This is a genomic window from Marinobacter sp. UBA2688 (assembly GCF_002352785.1).
Lineage (GTDB): Bacteria > Pseudomonadota > Gammaproteobacteria > Pseudomonadales > Oleiphilaceae > Marinobacter > Marinobacter salarius.
Map to the genome: position 1 here is coordinate 72,843 of NZ_DELU01000027.1, position 26,102 is coordinate 98,944.

Genomic DNA, 26,102 nt, shown 5'->3' on the forward strand with positions numbered 1-26,102 from the left:
ACTCCTCCCCGGATCCGTTCAGCGGATCAGAGCCTTCGGTATCAGAACCAGAGGCGTTGCTTCTCACCTTTATTGCCATCTGGGGTACTTCGCATCGGCCCGGCAGACTCATCCGCGACGCGGGTCAGACGTTCACCCACCATCCGCGGCAGGCCGTCCGCCTGGTCCACAGCCAGTTCAATGGCCATGCGCTTCACTTCCACACCGGGCATTTTCTGGCGGAAGTCTTCCACCTTTTTCTGCACCTGCTTCCACAATTGTTCACGGTCCTGCTGACTGTAGTCTTCTTCAGGGCGGTGTACCTCCAGCCAGACCTCATTACCTTTCAGGCCGATCTTCACGGGCTCATGGATAACCTGCACCGGCGTGCCCTTACTGACTTCGTAGACAAACCGCGATATATCCTCGTTGTACATGCGGAAACAACCGTGACTGACCTGCATGCCCACTCCGAACAACTTGTTGGTACCGTGAATCAGGTACCCTTTCTCACTGAGCATCAGTGCGTGGGACCCCAGAGGATTACCCGGCCCCGGTGGAATCATCCTGGGCAGGTACTCTCCCGCAGCTTCGTATTCGGCACGGATGCTTGCAGGCGGATACCAGGCCGGCGACTCCAGTGGCATGGTCACTTCAGCGTTGGTCAGTGGCGATGGGTTGTCATCGGTGCCTACCCCCACCGGATAGACCTGTACCTTTCCCTCAGTAAAGTAGTACAAACGGTATTCCGCCAGATTGATGATTATGCCCTCGCGCTTTACATCCGGAAGCACGTAGTGTCGGGGCACGGTTATCCGGGTGCCATCACCGGGCAGCCAGGGATCAACACCGGGGTTGGCCTTAACGAGTTCCAGATAACCAAGACTGTTCTGATTGCCAATGGCCGCAAAGGTGTCTTCATAGCGGGTGGTCATCACCGACAGCTCCCCGGCCAGATCCCCGTCAATGGAAAACCGGGGAACACGGGGCTTCTCGGGGGTGTCGCTTTTTCCTTTGGCTGTAGTCAGTTCCTGACCCGCGGCCTGCGCTTCCGTTTCGGCACCAACCACGTTGGCCGACACCAGGGCCAGCAAAACCAGCAGAAAACCTGTCAACTGCGTTCGATACATAGCGTCTCAATCCGATATCCGGTCTGCGGCGACAACAACGCGCTTCAAACCGACGTCAGGGCTGTCCAAACGGTGGCAACAGCCAGAATCATAAATAGAAGGCTGGCTCCAATTCTGGCCGTCGCCAGTGGTAACCGCTCCATCAACCATTTACCAGCCATGATAACCGGTATATTAGCCAGCAGCATACCAACGGTGGTGCCCATAATCACCCAGAAGGTGTCCGTATATCGCGCGGCCAGCACCACGGTTGCAACCTGGGTCTTGTCGCCGATCTCCGCCAGGAAGAACATCACCGTCGTGGCCATGAAGGCGCCCATCCCCAGGAACGCCGAATCGCCATTGTCATCCTTGTCCGGAATCAACAACCAGAGCGCAATGGCCACGAAGCTGGTAGCCAGGATCCAGGGTAGCCAGGCTTGCGGAATCCACTCTGCGATCCAGGCACCCAACAGCGCTGACAAGGCATGGTTCAGCAGGGTGGCGACAAGTATGCCAAGAATGATGGGCGCACGCTTGGCGTAACGGGCAACCAGGAAGAGAGAGAGTAGTTGGGTCTTGTCGCCGATCTCCGCAATGGCGACCGCAAACGTTGAAGCGAGAAAAGCGTCCATGAAAAGCTCCGGGGCGGACATTCAGACATGAGACAGCCCACCTTCCGCCCTGGGAGGTGAAACTGCCTCAGGTCTTGCCAATTTCACCAATGTACCGGTGAAACATGATAGCCACGGAGATTGAGCCCCAAGTATGTTGACTACCATCCGCCCCTGGAAACGGGTTCCGTTGCGGAGGCTACTCCCCTGAAGAGTGCCGAAATGTTAATCAATACCTGGGCGGATGGCAACTATACGCGCATTTTCCACACTGGAATGGCCGCCATCGCCACGAATACAGCCACCAGCCACCAGGCTGAATGAAATGCCCCAATGGTGGGGATGCCGCCACTGTGGTCACCAAATTCAATGGTCAGGGCCACGATATTGACGCCAAAGGCCCCACCCAGCTGGCGGGTAAAGTTAATGGTGCTCGAACCGGCACCGAGTTGCTCCGGCGCCAGTGGATTCAGGGCACCCGTTGAGAGGGCTGGCAGCATGAAGCCGATACCGATTCGCCCCAACACGGTCCATAGCGCCAGCCAGCCGAAGGCGAGCTCAATGTCCGATACCGCAAACAACATGGCAGACATGGCGAACAGGACAATGCCGAATATCACCAGCTTACGGGCGCTCAGGCGGTCCGCCAGTCTCCCGGCCAATGGAAAGGTCATGCCCAGCACAATGCCTGCTGGCAACATCAGCAAACCGGCTTCGGTGGCGGTGAATTCCAGGGCCGTCTGCACAAACAGGGGTACCAGGTAGGTGGAGCCAAACAAGGCGAGCCCCAACGCCATGGCGCCCACGTTGGCGTAAACGAAGGCCGGATTGCGTAGAAGCTCTATGTTCACCAATGGGTGTCGGGCGCGTCGCTCACGAATCACAAACAGCACCAGGGCGATGACCGCAACAGCGCCCTCGATGGCAATTCGTGCTTCCTGTCCCGCCAGTTCCTGAAGCCGGTTGAGGGTGTCCAGCGACAGACCGATGGCAGCGCCCAGGAGCACCAACCCAGGAAAGTCAAAACGGTAGGGAGCCGGGCGGGAGACCGGCAGCGGCAGAAAGCGCCATGCCATAAACACCCCGGTCAGGGTGACGGGCACGGGGGCGAACATCACATAGCGCCAGTCCAACTGATCCACCAGGAAGCCCCCGAGAACCGGGCCCAGGGCTGGAGCGAGAATTACACCCATGCCGTAGATACCCATGGCCTGCCCACGACGGTTGCGGGGGAAAATCCGGAACACCAGATACATACCCATGGGCTGCATGAGCCCCGCCATGGCACCCTGGCCAATGCGGGCGGCAATCAACTGTTCCGGGGAGGTGGCAAAACCACCAAGGAGGGAGATCACCGTGAACAGGAACATGGCCGTCGCCAGGGTCTTGCGCACGCCAAAGTGATCCAGAAGCCACGACGAGGCCAGCATGGTGGTGGTCATGGCCGCGATGAACCCGGTGGCCAGCCAGTGCACCTGGCCCTGCCGAATACCGAATTCCAGCATGATGTCGTGCAGGGCAACATTGACCACGGTTGCGCTGAGCACCGTTGCCATGGTGCCCAGCATGACCGTGGCAACCGCCAGCCAACGCCAGCGTTCGCCGTAACGGGCCCTTAACCCCTCAACCGTGTTATCACTCAGACCAAGACCCCTTCAGGCCGAGATATCGACCGCACACCATTACCGTTGCCGCTCCGCATTCTCCAGGATCCTGTGGAACACCTTGACGGCACCTTCGATGTCCCGGTCGCTAATACCCTCCAGCATCTCTTCACGCAGGCGGGCCGCACGCTCGGTCAGGACGTTCATGAATTCGGTCCCGTCCTTGGTAAGGTGAAGACGGCGGGCACGACGATCATTGGGACAGGGACGGCGCTCAATCAGGCCCTGCTGCTCCAGGCTGTCCAGCAATCGCACCAGCGTCGGATTCTCAATGGCCATCAGGCGGGCGAGCTCACGCTGGGTCAGCCCTTCGCCCCCTTGTTGCAGATAGACCATGGTGGTCCAACGAGCCTGGGTGACACCCAGATCCTTAAGGCGTTCATCCAGCAATTTGCGCCAGCGACGGGTGACCCGGGCTACGGCAAAGGGAAACTGATCTCTCATGATCTGGGACTCCGGTAATGGGGTATCGACTGCTGTACTACCTGTAACGAATACCACTGCCGAAACGGTGCAGTGACGGACAACGTTACCAATAGTAAGCTAACCATTACGATAAAAACAGATATGCAAGGTGAAACAAAATTGGGGAAAACCGAGAGACGCGGCCCGATAGGCGAGAAAGACCGGCCTATCAGCCGGTCCTGTGTAGGTCTTCGTGACGCTCCTGAGCCGCTGGTGACTCGTGAAATTCCTCGTTACGGGGGTCCATTTCCGTCAGCACCGGCGAGGTCTCAGGCATGGCAGGTATGAAGTGTTCCTGCTCCGCCACCGGCACGTCTTCCGTGTGGCTGATGCGATAACTGGTGATAATCGCCAACACCACCAGGAAACCGGCGTTGCCGAAGAACAGCCCCCTGGGGCCCAATATGCCCACCAACTCGGCCATCACGATGGGGCCAATGACACTGCCCACGCCGTAACTCAGCAGCAGTGTTGCGCTGGCGGCCACAATACGATTACTTTCCATCCGGTCGTTGGTGATTGCAACCGCGATCGGATACAGCGTGGCCGAGAGGCCCGTAAACAGGCCAACCAGCAGGGTCAGTAGCCACATCCGTTCAGCCCCGAGGATGCCAACCGACACCGCCGCGGTGCCCGCTGCCACCGCCACCCAGAACATGACGCGGCGACGATCAAACCGGTCACACACCAGCCCCAGCGGCCAGGCCAGGAGCATGGCCGCCACAATGGCACTGGCCATGAAGGTGGACACCCGGCTGACCTCCAGACCCACCAGGGTGGCGTATACCGGGCCGAGCGCATAAAAAGAACCGATCATGACACCGCAGATCAGCGCACCGGAAACCCCGGTGAACGACTCACGGGCCAGGGTGAAGAATGACAGTCGCTCGGACTGCTCAATCACCGGGGCATCCATACGTGTCAACGACAATGGAATCAGCGCCAGCGTCAACAGGACAGCGGCGAGCGAAAACGGTATGAACGAAGACGGCTCACCGACGTTGATCAGCAACTGGCCACCGGCGGCGGACAGGTAGAACACAATCTGGTAAACCGCAAAAAGGGCGCCCCGGTTGGCGTTGGTGGCGCGACTGCTGAACCAGCTCTCAATCACCACCAGAACGCCGGCCACACTGAAGCCCGACAAGGCACGCAAAATGGCCCAGAACACCTCGGACACCGCCATGGGATACAGCAGGGCGCACACCGCCGCCATGGCGGCAAAGACCGCGAAAGCCCGGATATGCCCGACACGACCGATGATGAGATGGACGTAGAGCGTACCCAACACGAAGCCAATGGAGTAACACACCAGGATCCAGCCGATAATGTTCGGCGAGACCGCTTCAATACTCAGTCGCACACCCAACAGAGTCATCAGAAAGGCGTTGCCACTGACCAGCAGGACAATACTGAGGATCAGGGCTGAAAGCGAGGTGACCATTCGGGTCATCGGTCTGGCTCCGGCGTACTTTAAACAGGTTGATACAGGAATGTAATGAAACTAGCAGCAACGCCGGAACATTGCAGAGCACGAATTAGAACAGGGCGTAATTCACAAAACCACTACGCAGTTCCCGAAATCCCCAATACCGCTTGCAGCGCCGTGATGACTGGATTTAACATCATTTTACATTAAGGTGACGTAACACACGCTGGCGACCTGAAGGGTTAACATGTGGGTAGTTTGATCGCTGCCTATTTGAACCCACGAGAGTCTCTCATCTCATGCAATCCACGCTAACCATGAGCGCCTGGTTATGAAAAAGACGGACTGGCCCATTCGATGGGATCTGTTGCTTCGCTACCGGCTGATTGAAATCATCGCCCTATGGGAAGGACGGCTCACCACCAATCATATCTGCCACAGTTTCGGCATTGGGCGACAGCAGGCTTCCAAGGATATCAACACCTACCTGCGGGAACTGGCACCGGACAATCTGGTTTACGATCGCCACCTTAAAGGCTATGTGCCATCGTCCAGTTTCCGGCCGGTGGTCACCGCCGGCAACGCCAGTGAATACCAGGATCTGCTGGCTCGCCAGGACGCCCTCAGTGACACCTTTGAATCGCTTAATATCAGCTTGCCTGACAGCACCATCGTCCGTGGCCCGGAACGGGTTGTTAAGCCGGAAGTCATGCGTGCCGCAGTTGCAGCAGCTCGCCACGGCCGGGTGATGAAGGCAGAGTATGCCTCCCTAAGCCCTGCTGGCGTTTCCCAGCGCACTCTGGAACCCCACACTCTGGTGTGTGTCGGCCAGAACTGGCACCTCCGTGCCTGGTGCGACGCCAACCGGGAATTTCGGGACTTCGCCCTCAGCCGTTTCCGCGGCAAGCCGGAAACCACCCGGCAACGCAGCCGTCACACCATCCAGCATGATGATGACTGGAACCGTCAAGTCTCACTGGTGATGATGCCTGATAGCCGTTTGAACAAGGCACAGCAGGATATTGTTGCCACCGATTACGGCATGGTCAGCAACCGGCTCGAACTCACCATTCGCGCGGCCCTTGCACCCTACGTACTGTCCCGGCTCGGCCTGGGTTCAGACAGCCAGCACCCGGACCCAATGGTCCAGCAGCTGGAACTGGCCAACGAGGAGCAGCTGGGCATTGCCGAGTCGGCTCGCGAACGGGCTATTAAAGCAGTAGCGGGGCTCTGCTAGACTGAGCGGGTGATCACAACCAACCCTTTCCTGTTCTGGCGCCTTGCCCTCGCCCTACTCATAGGCCTGCCCGCTGTCGCGGCGGGGGATTGTGGTACCGGGGTTATCCCGGTTTCCCGCATTCAGGGCACGGGCGATCATTCCTCTTTCGCCGGCCAGACCGTTTCCGTTGAAGGCATCATAACCATGGATGCTCGCCAACGAGGCGGCTTCCGCGGTTTTTATCTGCAACAAGCCGATGGCGAAACGGACAACGATCCGCAAAGCTCCGAGGCCCTGTTTGTTTACACCCATCGCACCGACGGACAGCACGGGGATAGGGTGCATGTCTCAGGGCGGGTGAAAGAGTTCCATGGCCTGACCGAGCTCACCGATATTACCTCCATCACCCGTTGCGGGAATGGCCGTCTGCCTGAGCCTGTCTCCGTCACGCTGCCGTGGCAGGATGGCGAACCTCCGGAACACCTGGAAAACATGCGGATCAACGTCGCCGGCGAGCTAACGGTGATCAATCACTATAACCTGGCCCGTTACGGTGAACTCACCCTCGCGGCAAAGCCTCAGACGATGGCCACGGAAATCCTGGAACCAGGGCCGGGCGCTCAATCGCGCCACAGGTGGCAGGCGATCAACCGACTGTTGCTGGATGACGGCCTGGGGGCGCGCAACCCGCGCCCGATTCCCTGGCCTGGGCCACAACTGTCCGCAAACAACACGGTTCGCACCGGCGACAAGGTCAGCGGGTTAACAGGCATACTGGATTTTCGGTTCGGCGCCTGGCGACTGCAGCCGCAATCAACGCCGGCGTTCAGCCCCGCCAATCCACGCGCACCAGCACCCAAGCGACCGGAGTCGGCCACGCTCAGGGTGGTCACACTCAATCTTGGCAATTTCTTCAATGGCGATGGCCGTGGCGGCGGTTTTCCGGCAGCTCGGGGGGCCCGATCCGCCACTCAGTTTGAGCAACAGAAAGCACGGCTGGTTGCCGCGCTGACGGCGCCGAACCCGGACATCATCGCTGTCACAGAAATGGAAAACGACGGCTATGACGGCGACAGCGCCATTGCCGAATTGGCCGGCGCCTTGGGTTCACACTGGCGCTACGTGGAAACAAGCGACAACACTGGCAGTGATGCCATACGCACCGATCTGCTGTACCGCAGCGACCGTGTGGTCGCGGAAGGCTCTCCCAGCCGCCTGACAACAACACCATTTGATCGTCGTGGCCGGCCACCAGTCACTCAGGTATTCCGGCTCATTCACAGTGATCGAGCCCTGAGGGTTGTCGTTCCTCACTTGAAATCAAAGGCCTGCCGTGGCGCCAGTGGTCAGAACCGGGATCAGGACGACGGCCAGGGCTGCTACAATCACAGCCGCGAACAAGCGACCCGGGCCATTATCCGCTGGACCAATGCCCTGCCGCACCCGGATGGCCTGTCCGGCACCCTGATCACCGGGGATATGAACGCCTACGCCCGGGAGACGCCGCTGCAACTGCTGGAAGCGGCAGGCTTTATCAACGCCGTTCGTCACATCCACGGCTGCACCGACACCACCTGTAAGCACACCAGCTATAGCTATCACGGCCGTAGCGGAACCCTGGACTACAGCCTGGTCTCGAAAAGGCTGCTCCCACGGATCGTCGATGCCCGCACCTGGTCGATAAATTCCGATGAACCCCGGGCGCTGGGCTACAAGGGGCCGGTTACCGTACCCACCGGCCAGCCCTGGCGCTCATCGGACCACAACCCGGTCATCACCGACCTGTCACTCTGATTCCACCTTGCCCGCGAGCCGCAGCATCAGGGCAGGCAGGCCAAAGCCCGGCGCGGGATACGCGGTACACTGGCTCCAATCCAGTTGAAACGGAAACCGACCGTGAAAATACCCACTCCAAACTTATGGCCTGCCGCCCGCACCAGTCAGCGATGGCTGGTACAGGCAAAACGTCGTGAAACCGTGATCGATGGCCACCGCATGGTGTATCTGGAAAAAGGGACCCCTGCCGGGGACCAACCCACCGTTATACTGATGCACGGTTTTGCCGCCATGAAAGAGAACTGGGCGCTCTGGCTGCAGCGGCTGCCCGAACACTGGCACATTCTGGTTCCGGACCTGCCAGGGCTTGGAGAAAGCGAGTACCGTTCGGACGCCGATTACGGCTACGAGGCCCAGGCGTCAAGACTGGAAGCCTGGATCGAGACTCTGGCCACCAACAACCTTCACCTGGTCGGCAGCTCCATGGGGGGTGCCATTGCCACCGTCCTCGCTCACAAAATGACGCCCGCACCCGCTTCCCTGACGGTGCTGAACAGCGCCGGCATACCCGAACATACAAACGTGGACCTCGATGCCCCCTTCGAGTCCGACCGCGACGCCATTCTGATTCCCCGGGACTGGGCCGGTGTCTACCGGATGTTCAACAGCGTCGGCACTGGCAGGCCAACGGCTATGGGCGTCGCCATGACGGGGCTCCTGGGGCCGGACCTGCTGCAACGAACCACGTCCTTGCGTCACATTTTCAACGATATGCTCGCCGACGCGTTGGCACCAGCACGCTACCTTGGCCCCAACACACCTCCCCTTCAGGTCCAGTGGGGGGACCGGGACGTGATCACGCCCACACGCTGTGTGGACTGGTATCGAAAGGTGACGCCCCAGGCCGATATCCACGTGTTCCGGCGGGTAGGCCATCTTCCCATGCTGGAGAATCCCGGTCGCTCAGCCCGTAAACTGGCAGCCTTCATCGACCGCCACTCAGCGGGCGGCCAGCTCTGTTAATTGGCCTGCATATCCTGTTGACCCGTCAGCGAAGTCATGGGGTGGGAGGAACATTCCGTTCATAATCGTGGAAGAAGTTTCATCCCTGACATAACAACAACAGGAAACACGAGGAAATCCCATGCGCGCCTCAGTATCTACCACTCAGGATCTGGGCATGCCGGCCATTTACCTGCACTTGCTGGCGGAGTTGCTTAGTACCATCGGCGTCGATGAAAAAGCGCTGCTCAAGCGTGTCGGCCTGGACCCGGTGCGCCTGCAGTCAACCGATTTAAGAGTCAGTCAGTCACAGGCCAGCGAGTTCGTGACCCGAGCCATCATCGAAAGCGGCGAGCCCGGGCTCGGCATCATGCTGGCCCGGGAGCTTCGACTGCCACTGCACGGAGCCCTGGGCACCGCGGTCATGAGCAGCCGCACGCTGGCAGAGGCTCTGGACCTGATGACGCGATACCTGACCCTGCGCGCCCCGCACCTGCACGTCAAGCGCCGACAGCAGGATGGCCAGTCTATCTACGCCATCTCGTGTGGCATTGATCTGGGCCCATTGCAGGGCTTTATCATGGACGCCATGCTGTTCGGCTGCGCGTCCATGGGAGCACAGCTAACGGGCTCACCGGTCGCCGGCTCGTCGATTCAGCGACGCGGACCGGAACCGGCCTACTTCCATCGCTTTCGCCAGCAAATCCCCATCCCCGTGGTGTACGGCGCTGGCGAAGATGCGATTGTTATTCCCGATCCGCAGCTGGCATTGCCCATCCGCTTCTCTGACGATCAGTTGGCCGCCTCCTCGAAAGCCCAGTGTGAGGAAGCCTTACGCCTTCTAACCGAAGATGCCGGCTTTGCCTGTCGGGTCAGGCGGGTGATTGAAACCAGTCACCCGTTCCCGCCGAAACTGGCCAGGGTAGCCACAACGCTGTTTGTGTCGGAGCGCACCCTGAAACGGCGTTTACAGGCGGAAGAAGCCAGTTTTCAGCACCTGGTGGATCAGGTGCGATTGGAAAGAGCGGGGGAGTTGCTGCAGCAAACTGCCATGAACCTGAGCCAGATTGCCGACGCCCTGGGCTACGCCGACGCCGCCAACTTTACCAGGGCGTTCAAGCGCTGGACCGGACAGAGCCCCAGCCAGTACCGAAACCAGGAGTCATTGCCAACAACAACGTCGATCAAGAGAACACCAACCAGTGCGATGGCCTGAAACACTCAGTCGATGCCTATGATCTTGTGCATCTGCAGGGTCAACCGCCACTGCGGGTGGGTCAGGCAGTAATCCGTGGCTTTGCGGGTGTTACTTTGCTTGACGGGGTCAGCCTCACCCTCTGAGACAGTCGGCGACGCCATTGGCGAAAGGAAATAGTGGCTGGCGTTAATGTCGGTGAAACGCTCCGGCATCGCCAGGGGCTGAGGGTACACCACTTTCAGCTCGTCACACTGGCGCAATACCACCGGCGCGTCCGCCTTGGGGCTCACACACAACCAGTCAATACCGGACGGTGCCGGCAGTGTGCCGTTGGTTTCCACGCCCACTTCAAAGCCGGCCCGGTGAAAGGCATCCACCAGCTTGTCATCCAGTTGCAGTAGTGGCTCACCACCCGTGCACACCACATAGGGTTGCCCAGGCGCATCCGGCCAAAGGCGACGAATATGCGCCGCCAGCGCATCCGCGGTTTCAAACTGGCCGCCGTTCTGACCATCGGTACCTACGAAGTCGGTATCGCAGAAGCTGCATACGGCATTGGCCCGGTCCTTTTCACGGCCAGTCCAGAGATTGCACTTGCTGAAGCGGCAAAACACCGCTGCCCGCCCGGCCTGGGCACCCTCTCCCTGCAATGTATAGAACGCTTCCTTTACCCGATACATCAGGTTTCCACCTCATACCGCAAGGGATCTGAAACGCCGTTGGCGGCAAACGCCTCCAGGCGCTCCACGCAGGAGCCACAAACGCCACAGGCTCGGTCCCGGCCGTTGTAGCAGGTCCAGGTTTTGCCGTAATCGAGCCCCAACTTCAGGCCCTCGGCCAGGATGGCCCCCTTGTCCGAGCCCATGAAGGGCGCTTCTATTTTCACCGGCTCATAGTTCGCCACCTGACAGACGGCGTCCATTTTCTCCACGAACTCCGGTCGACAGTCCGGATAGATCGCGTGATCGCCGCCATGGGCGCCGTACCAAACAGCAACAGCACCGGCGGTAACCGCATAGCCGGTGGCCAGCGACAACAGAATCATGTTGCGGTTGGGCACCACGGTGGCCTTCATGTTGTCTTCTTCGTAGTGCCCCTCGGGCACGTCCACTGCGTCCGTCAGGGCCGATCCGGCCATGACTTCACTGAGCGCACGAATATCGATCACCTTGTGCGGCACCGATAATTCTTCGCACACCTGGCGGGCGCATTCCAGTTCGCGAACGTGCCGCTGGCCGTAGTCAAACGACAGGGCATGAACCTTATACCCTCGGGCACGGGCAAGGTGGAGCAGGGTGAACGAATCCATTCCCCCAGAGTAGATTACAACGACGGTTTCGGTCATCAGGTCATCCCGGTTTCAGACAGCCAGCAGGGCGTCACTGGATTGTTATAGGGTCGGAGTAACATCCGTGGACACATTGTAACAGTGGAATGCGACGATGGGTTCGCGTCTGCAGTAGCGTGCGGGTAAACTCTGATGACGGCACATCAACAAAAACCAGGCGGAATGAGAACCAGAACCAGCCCAGCCTTTATTGACTTCGAGGCCTCCAGCCTCGATCTGATCGCCAGCTATCCGATCGAGGTGGGCATATGCTTGCCCGACGGCACCTTGCACAGCTGGCTGATACAACCCCATGTACTTTGGCAGGACTGGTCAGAAAGTGCCGAGCAGGTTCACGGAATCACCCGGGAAACCCTGGAAACGGAGGGTACACCGGTGTCGGAGGTTGCGGCACACCTGAACCAGCTGCTCTCGGGGCAGGTATTCTGTGATGCCTGGACGTTTGACAGCTTCTGGCTTCATCGCCTGTTTCGAGCCGCCAACACCCGCGCCGACTTTCAACTGGAATCCATTTCCATGTTGCTGGATGCCAATCAGGTAAGGCACTGGTCGGCATCGCGTCAGCAGGTTATCAAGCGTCTGGGGTTGCCCGTGCACAGGGCGGCAAACGACGCGCTTATCCTCCACAGAACCTGGGAAGAGATCCAACTGTTCGCTGCGGACGACCAACCGCTTCACGGACGCAGCCGGCAGGTCTGAGGTTTCCATCATGGAGCACAGCGCGCCGGCATGGAACTCAGCGCTGGGGACTATTCACCTTGGGGACGAGGACTTCGAGTCACCTTGAGGGCGAGGACTTCGAGGCCATCACGCATGGTGTTCAGTGTCCAGTAGGTTACCAGCACCATCAGCGCCGCCCCAATGACGGTAAAGGAAAAATTATCACCCACCATCTGGCTGCGGGCGATGAACAGGTATACGGCGAGCGCGAGGACAAGCAGCACTTCGACTATGGCGTGTGACTGTAACCGGTTTTTTGCAGATCCGTTTTCTTCGGACATCTTACTGGGTTTCAACCTCTCATTTCTGACGATACATTGCATTGATTAGTGTGCAAATTATCGCCAAATATGGTCCGGGCGTCTGTACGAACTAGTGGCTACGAGGTTTCCACGATGCCGTCAGGAACACACTTTTCGGACGGCCAAAAAAAACGCAGCCCCGAGGGCTGCGTATAAAGGAGAGATCCATGCGGTACGCCACAGATAAAAGGTGGGCACCGGAGGATTGCACAACGTAAAACACGTGACAGAACAAATTATGATCGCTTCGAGGAGCCGCGTCTGTAGGGGTTTGCCGAAGCACTCTGCCCCTTGCAAAGCCATGGGCACGCGATACACTGATGACAGTACCGAAACCGATATGCTCGGCAAACGATGCCGGAAAAGGCCCATGACAATGCTTCAGAAATACCAGTATCTGATGATTGACGCGATTGCGCACCGCAAGGGTGAAGCGTGTGCGCACTCCATGGTGAACGACATCTAACGGCTTTCGGTCAGTCCCGGGAGCCTTTGGAGCGACCGGGCAAGCTTCTCCGCGAGACCCCGGTTGCCCAGAGCGCCGGGGTTTTGTTTTTGCAGCCGCAAAACGACAAGGAGAAGATCATGAAGAGACATCCGACAAAAGCAGCAAACCAGCCGGCAAGCAGCCGCACGGGGCCTATTCGGCGCCCGGAAAAGCTGCCTCTGCTGGATGCCATCTGCAAAAAACTGAACCAGCGCGTCAACCTGGACGACGAACAACGGGTGCTGGGGCTGTATGAGCGAGGCTGGATATTCAAGGGTGTTCTGGGCAATCTGAACGATGGCGAGGCACGATACGTGCGTGCTCTTGCCACTCGCTACGGTTCCTGGATCGCCCGCCAGGTTGCGTAATGGGAAACCCGATGGGCCGAACCGTCAATGCTGGCGGTTCAGTCCCTGTATCATGGCGGCATCGCCGCCGTGCACCATGGCGTAGTTGTTCACCACGTCGTGAATTTTTTCCTGGGAATAGGGTTTGACCACGTAACCGTTGGCCCCGGCACTGATTGCTTTCTGGATGCTGTCGATGGAGTCATCCGCTGTCACTAAAACAATGTGCTGATCCTTGCGCTTGGCCTTGAACTCCTCCATCAACTGATGACCGTTGCCGTCCGGCAGCCCCAGGTCCAGCAAGATGATCTGGAAGACGTCAGCCTCAAAGGCAGCCCTGGCACCCGCAATGTCCGGACACTCAACCACACTGCTTGCACCTGCCGTGTAGAGCATGTCTACCAACCGCTCCCTCATGACCGGCTCGTCTTCCACCACCAATATTCTCATATCACTCATACCCCGCCTCCTGATTCTATTTTATACCCGGTCCCACAAGGCACTTCAAAGGGAATCACCGCCGGTTCGCCGGGGAATCGCCAGCGGCTCATGCTGGGCAGTGGCTGGCGCAGGTTCTCCAGTCTCGTCCAGGCGAGCGCCAGCAGTGCGGGACGAACTGGCGTTTACCCCGCCGGACCGGGTCAGAATATTACTGATACTGACGGCCGTGGTGTAGAGGGAAATCGCGATGATCAGCAGGATAGGCTGAACAAACGCCACGAACCCGGGCACTTCGCGATGACCAGCGATACTGAGCATAAGGATGATGGCCGGCCCCAACACTACAAACAGCGTCAATGCGATAAAGAACACAATACGCTCCTTGAAACGGCCCAAGTCGCGGTTACTGACCAGCCCCAGCACGAATTTTCCGATGGCCAGCCCGGCCAGTATCGCAGCCGCAATGCTCAGATCGGGCCTGAGTAGCGTCTCATAAAGCTGGCCATCCCATAACCGTTGCATGCTGATGACCAGGAACGGAAAGAGGACAAACAGAATGTCGGCGTAGGTGCCATACATCATACTCAGCGAGTGCTGTTCGCTTTGCTGGAGGTTTTCACTCATCAATCACGATTCCTGTTTTATCGGTAGCCGAAATGTCGGTTGTCATAGACGTGCCTCCCGCCCCTGCAATGCCCTGTCGATCATGTCAGCCAGGGCTTGCAGCTGGCTGTGAACGTGGTCCCAGTCACGGTCTTCAACGTTCACGCAAGCCTCCAGTTTCCCTGCCTGCCGTGTCATGTCAGGGTAGCCCATGGCGCCGGCGGTGCCTTTGATCTGATGGGCTTCCGATGCCAATCGCTGCTGATCACGACGCGCGGCTGCGGCTTCCATGGCCACTTTTCGGGACGCCAACCCATCGAGGAAGCGTTCGACGAGGTGACCAATGTCCTCATCCTCCGTCGAGTCTCTGCTCGGGCCATTGGACTCTGGGAGGAAATGGTCCAGCGTGCTCAGCAAATGCCTACTGTCGATGGGTTTGTTCAATACGCCATCGCACCCGGCCGCCATCAACGCATCGGTTTCCGACTGGTCACCGGCGGTGAAGGCAATAACTGGCCGGCGGAAGCCCGTCTGCCGCAGTAACCGGGTAGCCTCCACTCCGTCCAGACCCGGCATATGGCGGTCCATCAGCACCATCTGCACCGATTCGGACAGCGCCGTTCGGACCGCATCATCGCCACTGGCAACGGTGATGACATCCAACCCCTGGGCCCCGAGCATGCGCTCCACCAGACGACGGTTGTCCTCGTTGTCCTCCGCGACCAGTATTGTGCTGCAATAGCGCCGGTGGCCATCGGATTCACTCTCCGTCCGCACCACCAGATATCTGGCCATGACTTCGTAGAAACGCTGTTTGTCGATGGGTTTGGCCAGATGGTCATTACAGCCTGCGAGGCGATAGTCTGCAATATCCTCCGCCATCACGTTTGCCGTCAATGCAATGACCGGGATATTCAGGCCAGCTTCACGAATGGCCGCCGTTGCATCCCGACCGTTCATGACCGGCATCTGTATGTCCATCAGAATCAGATCAAAGGGCTCCCTCAGCGCCAGATCCAGTGCTTCAGCGCCATTGCCGACATGGACCAGCTCAGCGCCCGTGCGACCCACCAGCAGGGACACCAGGCGACGATTCACGTCATTGTCCTCCGCCAGCAGGATACGGCCGGAAAGCCTTGGCGCAAGCACCATGGGAATGCTCCGCCGACGTTGCGACAATTCCGACGCGTCGCGCAGAAAGTGGACATCCTCCAATGGGCCGGTGGCGATGGAAAGCTCAAACTCACTGCCTTCGCCATACGTGCTGGAAACGGATATGTTGCCACCCAGCAACTCCGCCAGCCGACGGGAAATGCTCAACCCGAGACCGGTTCCTCCATATTGCCGGGCAATCGCGGCGCTACCCTGGGCGAACGGGTCAAACAGCCGGCCCAACTGTTCGGGTTTCATGCCGATGCCGGTGTCCACCACCCTGGCCACCAGGGCCTGGCGCTCGCGATCACACCGAACATTCAGAGAAATAGAACCATTTTCCGTGAATTTAAGCGCATTTCCGCACAGATTTATGATGATTTGGCGAAAGCGGGTCGGGTCCGTGGCAACCTTTTCGGGCAGGGGATACTCACAGATGATATGAAATTCCAGCCCCTTTTCCCGCGCCCTGGGTGCGAAGAAAGCGCGGATTTCGTCAAGCAGTTCCGGCAAATTAACCGACACTATATCCACATCCAGCTTATTGGCGTCGATCTTCGAGTGATCCAGGATGTCGTTAATCAGGTCCAGCAAGTGACGGCCACTGCGCACCACCGTTTCCGCACTGGTGTGTTTCTCCCTCTCGGTCAGGTCGGGATCGAGCAGGGTTTCGCCATAACCGATAATCGCCGCCAACGGTGTGCGAATTTCGTGGCTCATGTTGGCCAGGAACTGGCTTTTTGCTTCGGCCGAATTGCGGGCCAGTTCTTTTTCCAGACGTTCCTGCTCCCTCTCCCGCTCGATACGCTGGCGCTGATGGCGCTCGGTGGCGTCAATGCAGGTGCCCTCAAGATGGGCGGGATCGCCATCGGGGGTATACACGGTATGTAACGAAATGGTGGCCCAGCGCTCTTCACCGGAACGGGTGTAATAGCGTGCTTCGATACCCTTGACGGTGCCCCGGGATTCCAACTGCCCAATCACCCAGCGGCGCACTCTCTCATCCGCAAAACAGGTTTCCAGGACGTCCGGGTCAAGATCCAGCAGCTCCCGGCTGCTGGTGTAGCCCATCAACCTTGCCATGGCGGGGTTGGCGGTGACGAAACGTCGGCCCAGCGACATCTGGAACACGCCCTCTATGGCGTTGTCGAACAGCGACTGGTATCGACGCAGGTTGGCCAGAGCCCGCTGGCTCCAACCCAGGGCTTCGCCCTGCACCTGTTTGATCCGGTCAGCCAGGGCAAAGGAAAACAGGATAATCTGGGCCGTCAGGCCGAACTGCGGGGCGTAGGAAGTGAACATGTTCAACGGCAGGTAGCCCATCACGGTCAGACCATAGATACCGAAACCCACCAGCGCCAGGGTCCAGGCAAAAAAGTAGGAGCGCGCAGCCGGGTTGTAATAGCGCCAGGACAGGTAACTGACCACAATCAGGATGATGCTGAGCAGGATCGACGCCAACACGATCCATTCCATCGCCGTGTGATAGGGCAGGAACAGGGATAGCACAAAGGTCGCCACAATGGCGTACAGGCAAAGCTGGATCACCTTGTCCAGGTCCGCCGACCGCTCCCGGGTTTCCAACAGGGACCGGGCCATCAACAGGCCCCAGAACCAGGTATTGATGATCTGGTAATGGAGGTATTCCTTGTGCAACAGCGCAGGACGATTCTCCAGTAGCTGGATACCGTGCACCTGCTCGGTGGCGATGAATACCGTGGCTGATACCAGATACATCACGTAGTAGATATTGCTGCGCTCGCGAACCGACACGGCAACAAACAGGTTGTAGGCGAGAATGGCCAGGATGCTGCCTAGCAGAATGCCCCGCACGGCTTCATCGACCGACACCTTCTCAATATAAGCATCGGGGTGCCACAGGGTGATCGGCAGGCGGAAAGTGTTGGTATTGGTGATGCGCAAATAAATGCGGGTTGAGCTTCCCGGTTCCAGTGACAAACGGAACGTGGGGTTGGGTACGGCCAGGTCACGCCCGGACCAGTCACCCTCGTAGCCAGCACGGCGCTGCTCTATCAGCTCACCATCCTGGACCAGATAGAGCACCACCTCATCCACCAATGGCAGGGCGAGCTCCAGTATCCAGTCTGTCAGTGCTGCGCCAGCTCCTACCTCGACATCAAATCTGGCCCAGTATGCCGATTCCGTGTAGCCAAAGTTCAGCACACCGCCTTCGTGACGGGTGAAAGGCGCGGTATCGCCACTCAGTATATCGTTGAAATCGACGGCGTGTTCCGGGTCCTCCAGGTACCAGATACAACTACCCAGATCACGCACACTGCTGGTGGCGCTGTTCAGAACAATCTCGCCGTCCTGGCATCGCTCCTGCGCTGCGGCGGAGGCCGGAATAATAATAGCCAGAACCGCAAGCGCGATGAAACGGAACCATCGGGCGTGGCATTCCCATTGCTGCAAAATGTGATCTCCGCGAGGGCAGATGCCTTTTTTATGGTTTATTGTCAGCAGTCACGCAGGTGCCGAATGAATTCAGCGGCACCCTGGCTAAACACTTTAGCGTTTTACCGACAACGACGCATCTCAGGGTCACTTGAAATGAGACATTCCTGCATTTTCGCCACCGTTCCCCTGTTTGCCCTGACATTGGCCGGCTGTGGGCCAGATGACTCTTCAGACAGTAATTTCATCAACCCGGCAACCAGCGTGGCGTTGACGTTCGAAAGCTTTGATATCCAGAACGAAGATGGGCTGCCCCCCGTACTGCCCCAAACCATATTCTACGATTTTTACCGGGGCGTTGAGCCCGCTGACGGGGAGGACGACGAGGGAATAGCAACGCAGCTGCGTGAGCGTCTTAATACGCTGATGGGCCTGACGCCAAGCAACGATGGTACCCGCTACACCAGTGCCCGCAATCCGATGGACTTCCTGCAACATGTCATTTCATCGAACCAGGTGGACTCATTCAACCGGGGCCGCCGACTGATGCGGGACAGCATGAACAGCGGTGACCCCGCTACTTACAACACACCGGACAAGAACGCGCAGATCCACTTTACCGAAACCGGTGGCAACAATGGAACCGAGCCTGAACCTGACCAGATCTGGGTCTATCCGCTACTGGACTGGACCAGCAACCCGCAACTGAACAAGATTTTCCGGTCCTTTCAGTTTATCGCCAGGGCGCCCGATCAGAATGACAGTTCACCGTCAGAGATTGCCAGTGCGTTCTGGAGTGGCCGCTTTGCAAATGAAAGCTTCTCGGTGAGCGGTTACAACCGGCCAGAGTTTGCGTCGCTGAGTTTTACCGGTCGCTCACTGGGCCACGGGGAACTGTTTCAGGAGTTCATCAGAAACAAATCAGACATGCTGACATTCCTGGACACATCCGGCATTACCGTTGACGGCCAGGAACCGGACTGCATTCGGGTCAGAGTGGACTATGAGGCTGCAGAAGTGCGCGTTTTTACATCCAGTGGCGAAGACCCTACCATCGAGGATGACGAAACCGGGGAAACCTCTCCCAATCCGGCACATTGCGGAAACCAGCAGAACGGCAGCGAGGCCATTTTCTACCAGTCCGTGACTATCGATGAGCGTCAGTAACCGGTATTGCCCTGCATATCCCAGTTCTTGAGGAACCCCTTCTTGCGGTCGATCATGCGCTCGTAGGTCGAGATCATGATGGCGGCATGAGGGGCTTTGGTCAGTCGGAGGGTTTCAATACGGCGCTCAAGGCGTGCCACTTCGGTACTGACCTGCTGGCAGACGTGGGACCGAACACTGTCGTGATGGTCAAGCTTGACCGGGCGCGGCTGTTCCGGCCCAGGCTGTGGCTGCGTGTGTTTATCCATGATCGTCCTCTTCCACTGAGTATCCAATGATCAATACGCCGAAACCGATGATTCCGCCCATGTTTTAGTGGCTCTTTTTGGCCGGGCTGGAAGTCCTTTTATCCTTCTGTTTCGTCGGGCTTTTCCAAAGCCTCAGTACATACTGTAGCAGGCTTTGTCCACGTTGTATGATTTGGCGTAATTCTGCACAACTGTCGGACAAAACTCAATAAAAATGAATAGAGTTTCATATTTTTTGCAGCGAATACGACGCTGCTACCCAAACTACACGAACAAACCCCTGCTATAGTTCCCTTCAGATCACCATATATGCGCAGCCATTTGCCGTAACAGCCCCATTCCATCCCGGCCAGGAAGACCGCTTATGAACCAGACATCCGTTGCCGACACACTAAGGGAATACCTTTCCCTGCTGGAGCTGCTTGACGATGCGTACTGGGAGGCGAGCTCCATTCAGCACAAGGACATGCTTTACGACATCATCAGCATCTTCAGTCAGGAAGTGGCTGAGATCAACAAACTCAGCATCATGGACCACCATTACCCCTACGAAGTTATCACTGAGGGAATCCGGCGGGTGGTCCCCAAGCTGGAGCGGCTGGATGAAAGTCGGGAGGATGTGATCCAGCGAACCCAGACACTCACCGACTTCCGGGATATCCTGTCGTCAGTGCTGGGGATACTGGAGGAACAGCTGGCGACCCTTTAAGGGGTCAGGCCGCCACCAGGGGCCTGCGGTTTTCCGGTATCAACGGAAAACGGTCGCACACTGTGTAGACAAACCGCGCCAGCGCCGGCAGATGGTGGCCAACAATGGGGATGCCGGTGTTGAGCAGGCTGACGGAAATGTCCCGGGCTGCATCGGCCCAGCACAGCTTGTTGATCAGACCAATGTGACCAAAGGCATGCCTGCTTTGCTGGCCCCAAAGCCCCACGGGGTTGCCTCCAAGCATCATGCCCGCACTGAAGCGCATGGGGATCATCATCGTGCGGTCAATCTGTAGCGAGCCAAACTGTTGGATGGAGCGCCTCACGGTCATCTCGCCGCAAATACGTTTGCCATTCCAGACCCCGCCATTGAGCATCATCTGAAAGAAACGCCCCATTTCCTCGGCGGTGCCACACAGGTTGCCTGCAGGGATAACCGCCTCCTGGAAGCGGGGATCATTGGAGACTCGTTCCACGGTGCGTATATCGCCTCCCAGCGCCCGGTTCACAATCCAGGATACCGGAAAGCGCGGCGTTGGGCCGGTGGCATAGTTGCCGGCCAGCTTATCCACGTCTGCGGGTGCAATCCCATAGGTAAACCACTTCATACCCATGGGCTTGCGGAGGTGTCGGTCGATATACGCCTCAATGGTATCGCCGGTCACTTTCTCCAGTACCCGCTGCAACACAAAGCCCCCGGTGATGGCGTGGTACGCCACTTTGGCACCATCCACCTCCACCGGCTTCGCTTCACACAGCAGGCGCCAGATTTCGTCCCTGTCCCAGAGCACATCAATGGGGGTTTCCCGGGGAATCGCCGGAATGCCGCCACGGTGGGACAACACCTGGTGAATGGTAATGGTGCGCTTACCACCCCCCGCAAACTCCGGGCAGTAATACGACACCGGGTCCATCAGATTGACCAGTCCCTGTTCCGCCAGGATGTGGATTAGCAGGGCCGTGACTGCCTTGGAGGCGGAGAAATAGCAAATGGGTGTCTCGGTGGTCATCGGCACCTTCAGCGCGTCCACGGCGTCATGGGGCCCGTTGCCACTGGCATGGCCGATGGCTCGATGCAGGATCTGTTCGCCCCGGTGCCTGACCGACAGCTGTATGCCCGGATGCACTCCGGTTCGGTACAACCGCTCAACGCTGTGCCAGATGGCCTCGACAACCTCGGGGCTCACTCCGGCCAGCTCCGGTTTCTCGCCAGCCTCATCGCGGTGGGTTACTGACGCCAGGTCAGTGGGAACGGCGGAGGTGTGGAGCGCACGGCGGGCAATTCGGTTCATCGCTTGACCTTTGATTCCGGAGACTGTCTTTTCGCACATCCTGACGCTGGATATCACCCGGCACATTGGCCGGATAGCGGGCCTGGCTGCGTCAACTCATCCAGCACATCGTCTTCAGGGATTATGGGCTTCCTCGGTCAAGGGTGCCAGTACCACCTGATTGCGGCCATCGGCCTTGGCCTGATACATGGCCCTGTCGGCTGCCGCGCACAGGGTATCGGCGCTTTCACCATGGTCGGGAAATACGGAAACGCCGATACTGACGGTCAGTGCGACCGTGTTGCCACTCCCCAGAGACTGTGGGGCATCACTCACCAGTCGGCGCAGTCGCTCTGCGGTATCCAGAGCCTCGCGATAGTCCATTTCCGGCAACAGGATAACAAACTCTTCGCCGCCAAACCGACCGACACTATCCACACTCCGCACGCTCTCTGCCAGCAATGCGCTAACCGCCTTCAGCACGGAATCGCCAGCGGCGTGCCCGTACAAGTCATTGATGTGCTTGAAATGGTCAAAGTCGACCCAGAGCAACGCCAGGTTTCGACCATAGCGCGTGGCACGGACAATTTCCTCATCCAGCAACCGGGCCATCTCCCGACGATTCAGCAACCCTGTCAGCGGGTCCCGGGCCGCCATCTCGGACAACTCGTTTTCAAGTGCTTTACGGTCAGAGATATCCAGCACAATCCCCTCAAGCACCAGCTCACCCTCACCTTCGACACTGCGGCCGCATTCCCAGACCCAGATCCGAGTTCCATCCTTGCGAACAAGGGAATACTCGATGGAAAACAGCTCCGCATTGCCGACGGCCAGGTCCACTGCTTGCAGCGTCGCCTCATCGATGCCTTCTGCGATCAGCTCGGCAAAACTGATCACTTTGTTGTTGATCAGTTCATCCGGCTCGTAGCCGGTCAGCTGACGACAGCCTTTGGAGGCGGATATCAAGGTCCAGTGCTCATCGTATAGGCAGCGGTAGGCCATGCCGGGCAGGCTATCCAGTATGGTGGCTAACTGGCGCTCACGCTGACGGGCCATAGTCTCCGCCTGGCGAATATCGGTAATATCCTGTCCGATAGCGATTGACCCTGCGAGTTCACCCGTTTCATTCCGCAGGCTGCGCGAGTTCCAGGACAGCTGTCTCTCACGTCCATCGCGGGTGGTTATCCAGGTTTCGTAACCGACAACCTCGCCCTCATCGCGGAGAATTTCGTTCGCCCTCTCACGGATTCTGGCCCTGTTTTCCTCATCGGGATACAGCAGCTGCCAGATCTCATCGGACCCGATCACTGCCTCCCTGGGATAGCCGCTGATGTCTTCCGCGGCCTTGTTCCAGAGTACCACCCGGCCCTCCGGATCCAACACGTTGATCCAGACATTGGCGCGCTCAATCACGCTTTCACGGAACTGGCTCAGTTCCCGATTTTCCTTGCGCTGATGGCGGTAGAGCGACAACAACTTCCGGTCATTGGTGAACTGTCGAATCAACAACAGGAAAAGTGCGAGCCCGGTCACCAGGACGAAAAGCGCGCCCTTGTAGGTTTGTATCCTGCTAACTACGTCCGGATCGGGAAACCATTGCTGCACCAGATAGTCGGAAAACGTAATCCACAACCATCCCACCAGCAAGTAGGTTCCAACAACCCACAACGAACGTCGCAGCGGCGTAGGACGGCCTTGAAGTTTCTCCATCTAAACAGTTTCCCCGGGTTCCGGCTGCTTCCCTGTTGGTGTGAACACCTCGGGCCCAAATCGAAGGCATGACACCCTGAAAATAGACACAGACGGCGCCGCCGTCGAGCGAATATTGCAATTGATGAGGCATAAAAAAACCCGGAGGGTGCTTCCACCGTCCGGGTTTTGCCAGGCTTTATAGACTTACTTTACCTGAGCGCGAGCCTCTTCGAGAATGCGATTGAAGGTCTCACTGGGCTGCATGATCTTGCAGACGTTCTCGGCCGGTGGGTGATAGTAACCACCGATATCGGCCGGATGGCCCTGGATCACACTCATTTCTTCCAGGATTTTGTCCTTGCTGTCTTCCAATTGCTTCGACAGCTTCGCGAAGAAGTCCTTCAGATCCTTGTCGTCATCCTGGTTGGCCAGTTCCTCTGCCCAGTAACGGGCAAGATGGAAGTGGCTGCCACGGTTGTCCAGTTCACCGGTGTTGCGCGACGGTGACTGGTTGTTCTCCAGCAGGCGCTCGGTGGCCTTGTCCAGGGTCAGGCCCAGCAGGCGCGCACGTTCGTTGTTCTGCTTCTCACCCAGTTCTTCCAGGGAAACAGCCGTCGCCAGGAACTCACCCAGCGAGTCCCAGCGTAGGTGATTTTCCTGCAGCAGTTGCTGAACGTGCTTCGGCGCGGAACCGCCAGCACCGGTCTCGTAAAGGCCGCCGCCGTTGAGCAGGGGCACGATGGACAGCATCTTGGCACTGGTGCCCAGCTCCAGGATCGGGAACAGGTCGGTGAGGTAGTCGCGCAGGACGTTACCGGTGACCGAGATGGTATCCAGACCACGAATCAGTCGCTCCATGGTCCAGCGAATGGCACGTACTGGCGACTTGATGAGGATATCCAGGCCGTCGGTATCGTGCTCCTTGAGGTACATTTCGACTTTCTTGATCAGCTCAGCGTCGTGCGGGCGCTCATCGTCGAGCCAGAACAGGGCGGGCATGCCGGTGGCACGGGCACGGTTAACGGCCAGCTTGACCCAATCACGGATCGGCAGGTCCTTGGTCTGGCAGGCACGCCAGATGTCGCCCTTCTCGACTTTGTGCTCAGTCAGTACGGCGCCGTCTTCAGCAATAACGCGAACAACCCCGTCTTCCTTGATTTCAAAGGTCTTGTCGTGGGAACCGTATTCCTCGGCCTTCTGCGCCATCAGACCAACGTTCGGCACCGTGCCCATGGTGGTGGGATCAAACGCGCCATGGGTCTTGCAGAAGTTGATCACTTCCTGATAGATGGTGGCGTAGGTGCTTTCAGGCATCACCGCTTTGGTGTCCTTGAGCTTGTTGTCCCGGGCCCACATCTTGCCGGAGTTACGGATCATTGCCGGCATGGAGGCATCAACGATGACGTCGCTGGGTACGTGCAGGTTGGTGATGCCCTTGACGGAATCTACCATGGCAATTTCCGGACGATGCTCATAGCAGGCGTGCAGGTCTTCAAGGATCTGCTCCTGCTTGGACTCCGGCAGTTGCTTGATCTTGTCCGTCACACTGGAAAGACCGTTGTTGGGGTTCACGCCCAGTTCGTCAAACAGTTCGCCATACTTGTCGAACAGCTCCTTGTAGAAGATCTTTACCGCGTGACCGAAGACGATCGGGTGGGAGATCTTCATCATCGTGGCTTTGACGTGCAGGGAGAACATCACACCGGTTTTTTCGCAGTCTTCAATGCAATCATCAAAGAACTTGCGCAGCGCCTTGCAGCTCATGAACATGCCGTCCAGCACTTCGCCTTCCTGCAGTGCCAGCTCACTCTTGAGAACGGTCTGCTTACCTTTGGCGTTCTCGAAGACGATGCGGGCGTTGGTGGCCTTGTCCAGTGTCAGTGACTGTTCGTTGGAGTAGAAATCACCACCGCGCATGTGGGCCACGTGAGTGCGTGACGCCGGGCTCCACTCGCCCATGGTGTGGGGATGTTTACGGGCAAAGGCCTTGACGGCGGTCGGAGCACGACGGTCGGAGTTGCCTTCACGCAGGACCGGGTTTACCGCGCTGCCCAGGACTTTGGAGTAGCGGGCGTGGATTTCTTTCTCTTCGTCTGACTCAGGGTGTTCCTTGTACTCGGGAACCTTGTAACCCTGGTCGTTAAGCTCCTTGATGGCAGCCCGCAGCTGGGGAATTGAGGCACTGATGTTGGGAAGCTTGATGATGTTGGCTTCCGGGTCCTTGGTGTAGTCACCCAGCTCTTTGAGGTCATCCGGGACTTGTTGCTTCTCTTCCAGGTAATCAGGGAAGAGCGCGAGAATACGGGCAGCAAGCGAGATGTCGCTGGTGCCGAACTCGATGCCTGCGGGCTTGGCGTAAGTTTCGAGGATGGGAAGAAGTGACCGTGTCGCGAGGGCGGGGGCCTCATCGGTCAGTGTGTAAATGATCTTGGCTTTGGATGATGTCATTTTCGTCCTCAGGCTGATGGGTGAGTTCAGGACGGTCACCGCAGGGTCAGCCGTCTTGTGAACGTCTGGCTTGAGCGATGACTGATTCGGGAACTTTTGATAGACCTACTAAGATAGCATTTTTTTGCCAATTCTGGTTACGATCTTAGTATAAGAACCGACTAAAAGTTCGCTAAAAGCCGTTACAGGGTGATGAAAAGGCAGGAATTTACGAAACTTTCGGACATTTAGGTTTGGGAGTATCGCGCTGGGGGTAGGGGCAACCAAAACACGCTCAAGCACATCCCTGTGGCGCTTG

The 26,102-nt window shown here is 58.1% G+C and carries 24 protein-coding genes; 8 read left to right on the forward strand and 16 right to left on the reverse strand.

Annotated features, from left to right (window positions below):
* Positions 1-41: 41 nt before the first annotated feature.
* From B3M52_RS18170 to B3M52_RS18190, 5 genes are all read right to left on the reverse strand, one after another.
* Positions 42-1,109 (reverse strand): L,D-transpeptidase family protein, encoded by a 1,068-nt coding sequence (locus tag B3M52_RS18170; RefSeq protein WP_075196355.1) that lies wholly within the window; start codon positions 1,107-1,109, stop codon positions 42-44.
* Between the two features lie 44 nt (positions 1,110-1,153).
* On the reverse strand, positions 1,154-1,723 hold the full coding sequence (locus B3M52_RS18175; protein ID WP_036207659.1) for a TMEM165/GDT1 family protein: 570 nt from the start codon (positions 1,721-1,723) through the stop codon (positions 1,154-1,156).
* Positions 1,724-1,953: 230 nt separating this feature from the next.
* Positions 1,954-3,345, reverse strand: a complete 1,392-nt coding sequence (locus B3M52_RS18180) for a DHA2 family efflux MFS transporter permease subunit (RefSeq protein ID WP_036207660.1) — start codon at positions 3,343-3,345, stop codon at positions 1,954-1,956.
* Between the two features lie 39 nt (positions 3,346-3,384).
* Positions 3,385-3,810 carry a MarR family transcriptional regulator gene (locus B3M52_RS18185; protein ID WP_036207661.1) on the reverse strand — a complete coding sequence of 142 codons (426 nt, stop codon included), beginning with the start codon at positions 3,808-3,810 and terminating at the stop codon, positions 3,385-3,387.
* 190 nt (positions 3,811-4,000) lie between these two features.
* On the reverse strand, positions 4,001-5,284 hold the full coding sequence (locus B3M52_RS18190) for an MFS transporter (protein WP_075196356.1): 1,284 nt from the start codon (positions 5,282-5,284) through the stop codon (positions 4,001-4,003).
* Between the two features lie 307 nt (positions 5,285-5,591).
* Between B3M52_RS18190 and B3M52_RS18195 the strand changes: the two genes are divergently transcribed.
* From B3M52_RS18195 to B3M52_RS18210, 4 genes are all read left to right on the forward strand, one after another.
* The gene (locus B3M52_RS18195) at positions 5,592-6,497 is read left to right on the forward strand and encodes a WYL domain-containing protein (RefSeq protein ID WP_036207665.1); all 906 of its coding nucleotides are present in this window, start codon (positions 5,592-5,594) and stop codon (positions 6,495-6,497) included.
* 9 nt (positions 6,498-6,506) lie between these two features.
* A complete protein-coding gene (locus B3M52_RS18200; protein WP_075196357.1) occupies positions 6,507-8,273 on the forward strand; it encodes an ExeM/NucH family extracellular endonuclease in 1,767 nt (588 codons plus the stop codon).
* Positions 8,274-8,375: 102 nt separating this feature from the next.
* A complete protein-coding gene (locus B3M52_RS18205; protein WP_075196358.1) occupies positions 8,376-9,278 on the forward strand; it encodes an alpha/beta fold hydrolase in 903 nt (300 codons plus the stop codon).
* A 121-nt stretch (positions 9,279-9,399) separates the two neighbouring features.
* A complete protein-coding gene (locus B3M52_RS18210) occupies positions 9,400-10,473 on the forward strand; it encodes an AraC family transcriptional regulator (RefSeq protein WP_036207671.1) in 1,074 nt (357 codons plus the stop codon).
* 5 nt (positions 10,474-10,478) lie between these two features.
* Here the strand turns inward: B3M52_RS18210 and queE are convergent, their stop codons facing one another.
* Together queE and queC are read right to left on the reverse strand one after the other, a co-directional pair.
* Complete coding sequence (queE, locus tag B3M52_RS18215) at positions 10,479-11,135, reverse strand: 7-carboxy-7-deazaguanine synthase (protein ID WP_036207673.1); 657 nt, start codon at positions 11,133-11,135, stop codon at positions 10,479-10,481.
* Entirely contained in the window at positions 11,135-11,800 is a 666-nt protein-coding gene (gene queC / locus B3M52_RS18220; RefSeq protein WP_036207677.1) for a 7-cyano-7-deazaguanine synthase QueC, read from the reverse strand. The genes queE and queC overlap by 1 nt, the downstream gene beginning before the upstream one ends.
* 165 nt (positions 11,801-11,965) lie before the next feature.
* Here queC and B3M52_RS18225 point away from each other — a divergent pair, with 165 nt between their 5' ends.
* A complete protein-coding gene (locus B3M52_RS18225) occupies positions 11,966-12,502 on the forward strand; it encodes a hypothetical protein (RefSeq protein WP_075196359.1) in 537 nt (178 codons plus the stop codon).
* Positions 12,503-12,552: 50 nt separating this feature from the next.
* On the opposite strand, the gene B3M52_RS18230 is transcribed toward B3M52_RS18225, so the two are convergent.
* Complete coding sequence (locus tag B3M52_RS18230) at positions 12,553-12,819, reverse strand: hypothetical protein (protein WP_226909995.1); 267 nt, start codon at positions 12,817-12,819, stop codon at positions 12,553-12,555.
* Positions 12,820-13,410: 591 nt separating this feature from the next.
* Here B3M52_RS18230 and B3M52_RS18235 point away from each other — a divergent pair.
* Positions 13,411-13,680, forward strand: a complete 270-nt coding sequence (locus B3M52_RS18235) for a hypothetical protein (RefSeq protein WP_036207831.1) — start codon at positions 13,411-13,413, stop codon at positions 13,678-13,680.
* Between the two features lie 24 nt (positions 13,681-13,704).
* On the opposite strand, the gene B3M52_RS18240 is transcribed toward B3M52_RS18235, so the two are convergent.
* From B3M52_RS18240 to B3M52_RS18250, 3 genes are read right to left on the reverse strand one after another with little or no spacing between them, the layout of a single operon-like run.
* Entirely contained in the window at positions 13,705-14,118 is a 414-nt protein-coding gene (locus tag B3M52_RS18240; protein ID WP_036207689.1) for a response regulator, read from the reverse strand.
* 45 nt (positions 14,119-14,163) lie between these two features.
* The gene (locus B3M52_RS18245; protein ID WP_036207692.1) at positions 14,164-14,724 is read right to left on the reverse strand and encodes a hypothetical protein; all 561 of its coding nucleotides are present in this window, start codon (positions 14,722-14,724) and stop codon (positions 14,164-14,166) included.
* Positions 14,725-14,766: 42 nt separating this feature from the next.
* Entirely contained in the window at positions 14,767-18,288 is a 3,522-nt protein-coding gene (locus B3M52_RS18250) for a response regulator (RefSeq protein WP_075196361.1), read from the reverse strand.
* A gap of 138 nt (positions 18,289-18,426) precedes the next feature.
* On the opposite strand from B3M52_RS18250, the gene B3M52_RS18255 reads away from it, so the two are divergent.
* Positions 18,427-19,437, forward strand: a complete 1,011-nt coding sequence (locus B3M52_RS18255; RefSeq protein WP_075196362.1) for a hypothetical protein — start codon at positions 18,427-18,429, stop codon at positions 19,435-19,437.
* Here B3M52_RS18255 and B3M52_RS18260 read toward each other — a convergent pair.
* A complete protein-coding gene (locus B3M52_RS18260; protein WP_036207701.1) occupies positions 19,431-19,685 on the reverse strand; it encodes a hypothetical protein in 255 nt (84 codons plus the stop codon). The genes B3M52_RS18255 and B3M52_RS18260 overlap by 7 nt on opposite strands.
* 364 nt (positions 19,686-20,049) lie before the next feature.
* On the opposite strand from B3M52_RS18260, the gene B3M52_RS18265 reads away from it, so the two are divergent.
* Positions 20,050-20,394 (forward strand): hypothetical protein, encoded by a 345-nt coding sequence (locus B3M52_RS18265; RefSeq protein WP_036207704.1) that lies wholly within the window; start codon positions 20,050-20,052, stop codon positions 20,392-20,394.
* 4 nt (positions 20,395-20,398) lie between these two features.
* Here the strand turns inward: B3M52_RS18265 and B3M52_RS18270 are convergent, their stop codons facing one another.
* The 4 genes from B3M52_RS18270 to B3M52_RS18285 all read right to left on the reverse strand — a co-directional run.
* Complete coding sequence (locus B3M52_RS18270) at positions 20,399-21,685, reverse strand: EstA family serine hydrolase (RefSeq protein ID WP_041332770.1); 1,287 nt, start codon at positions 21,683-21,685, stop codon at positions 20,399-20,401.
* Positions 21,686-21,799: 114 nt separating this feature from the next.
* Positions 21,800-23,374, reverse strand: a complete 1,575-nt coding sequence (locus B3M52_RS18275) for a sensor domain-containing diguanylate cyclase (RefSeq protein WP_075196363.1) — start codon at positions 23,372-23,374, stop codon at positions 21,800-21,802.
* A gap of 186 nt (positions 23,375-23,560) precedes the next feature.
* Positions 23,561-25,804, reverse strand: a complete 2,244-nt coding sequence (locus B3M52_RS18280; protein WP_075196364.1) for an NADP-dependent isocitrate dehydrogenase — start codon at positions 25,802-25,804, stop codon at positions 23,561-23,563.
* 108 nt (positions 25,805-25,912) lie between these two features.
* A partial coding sequence (locus B3M52_RS18285; RefSeq protein WP_286750012.1) for a hypothetical protein occupies positions 25,913-26,102 on the reverse strand: 190 nt, incomplete at its 5' end.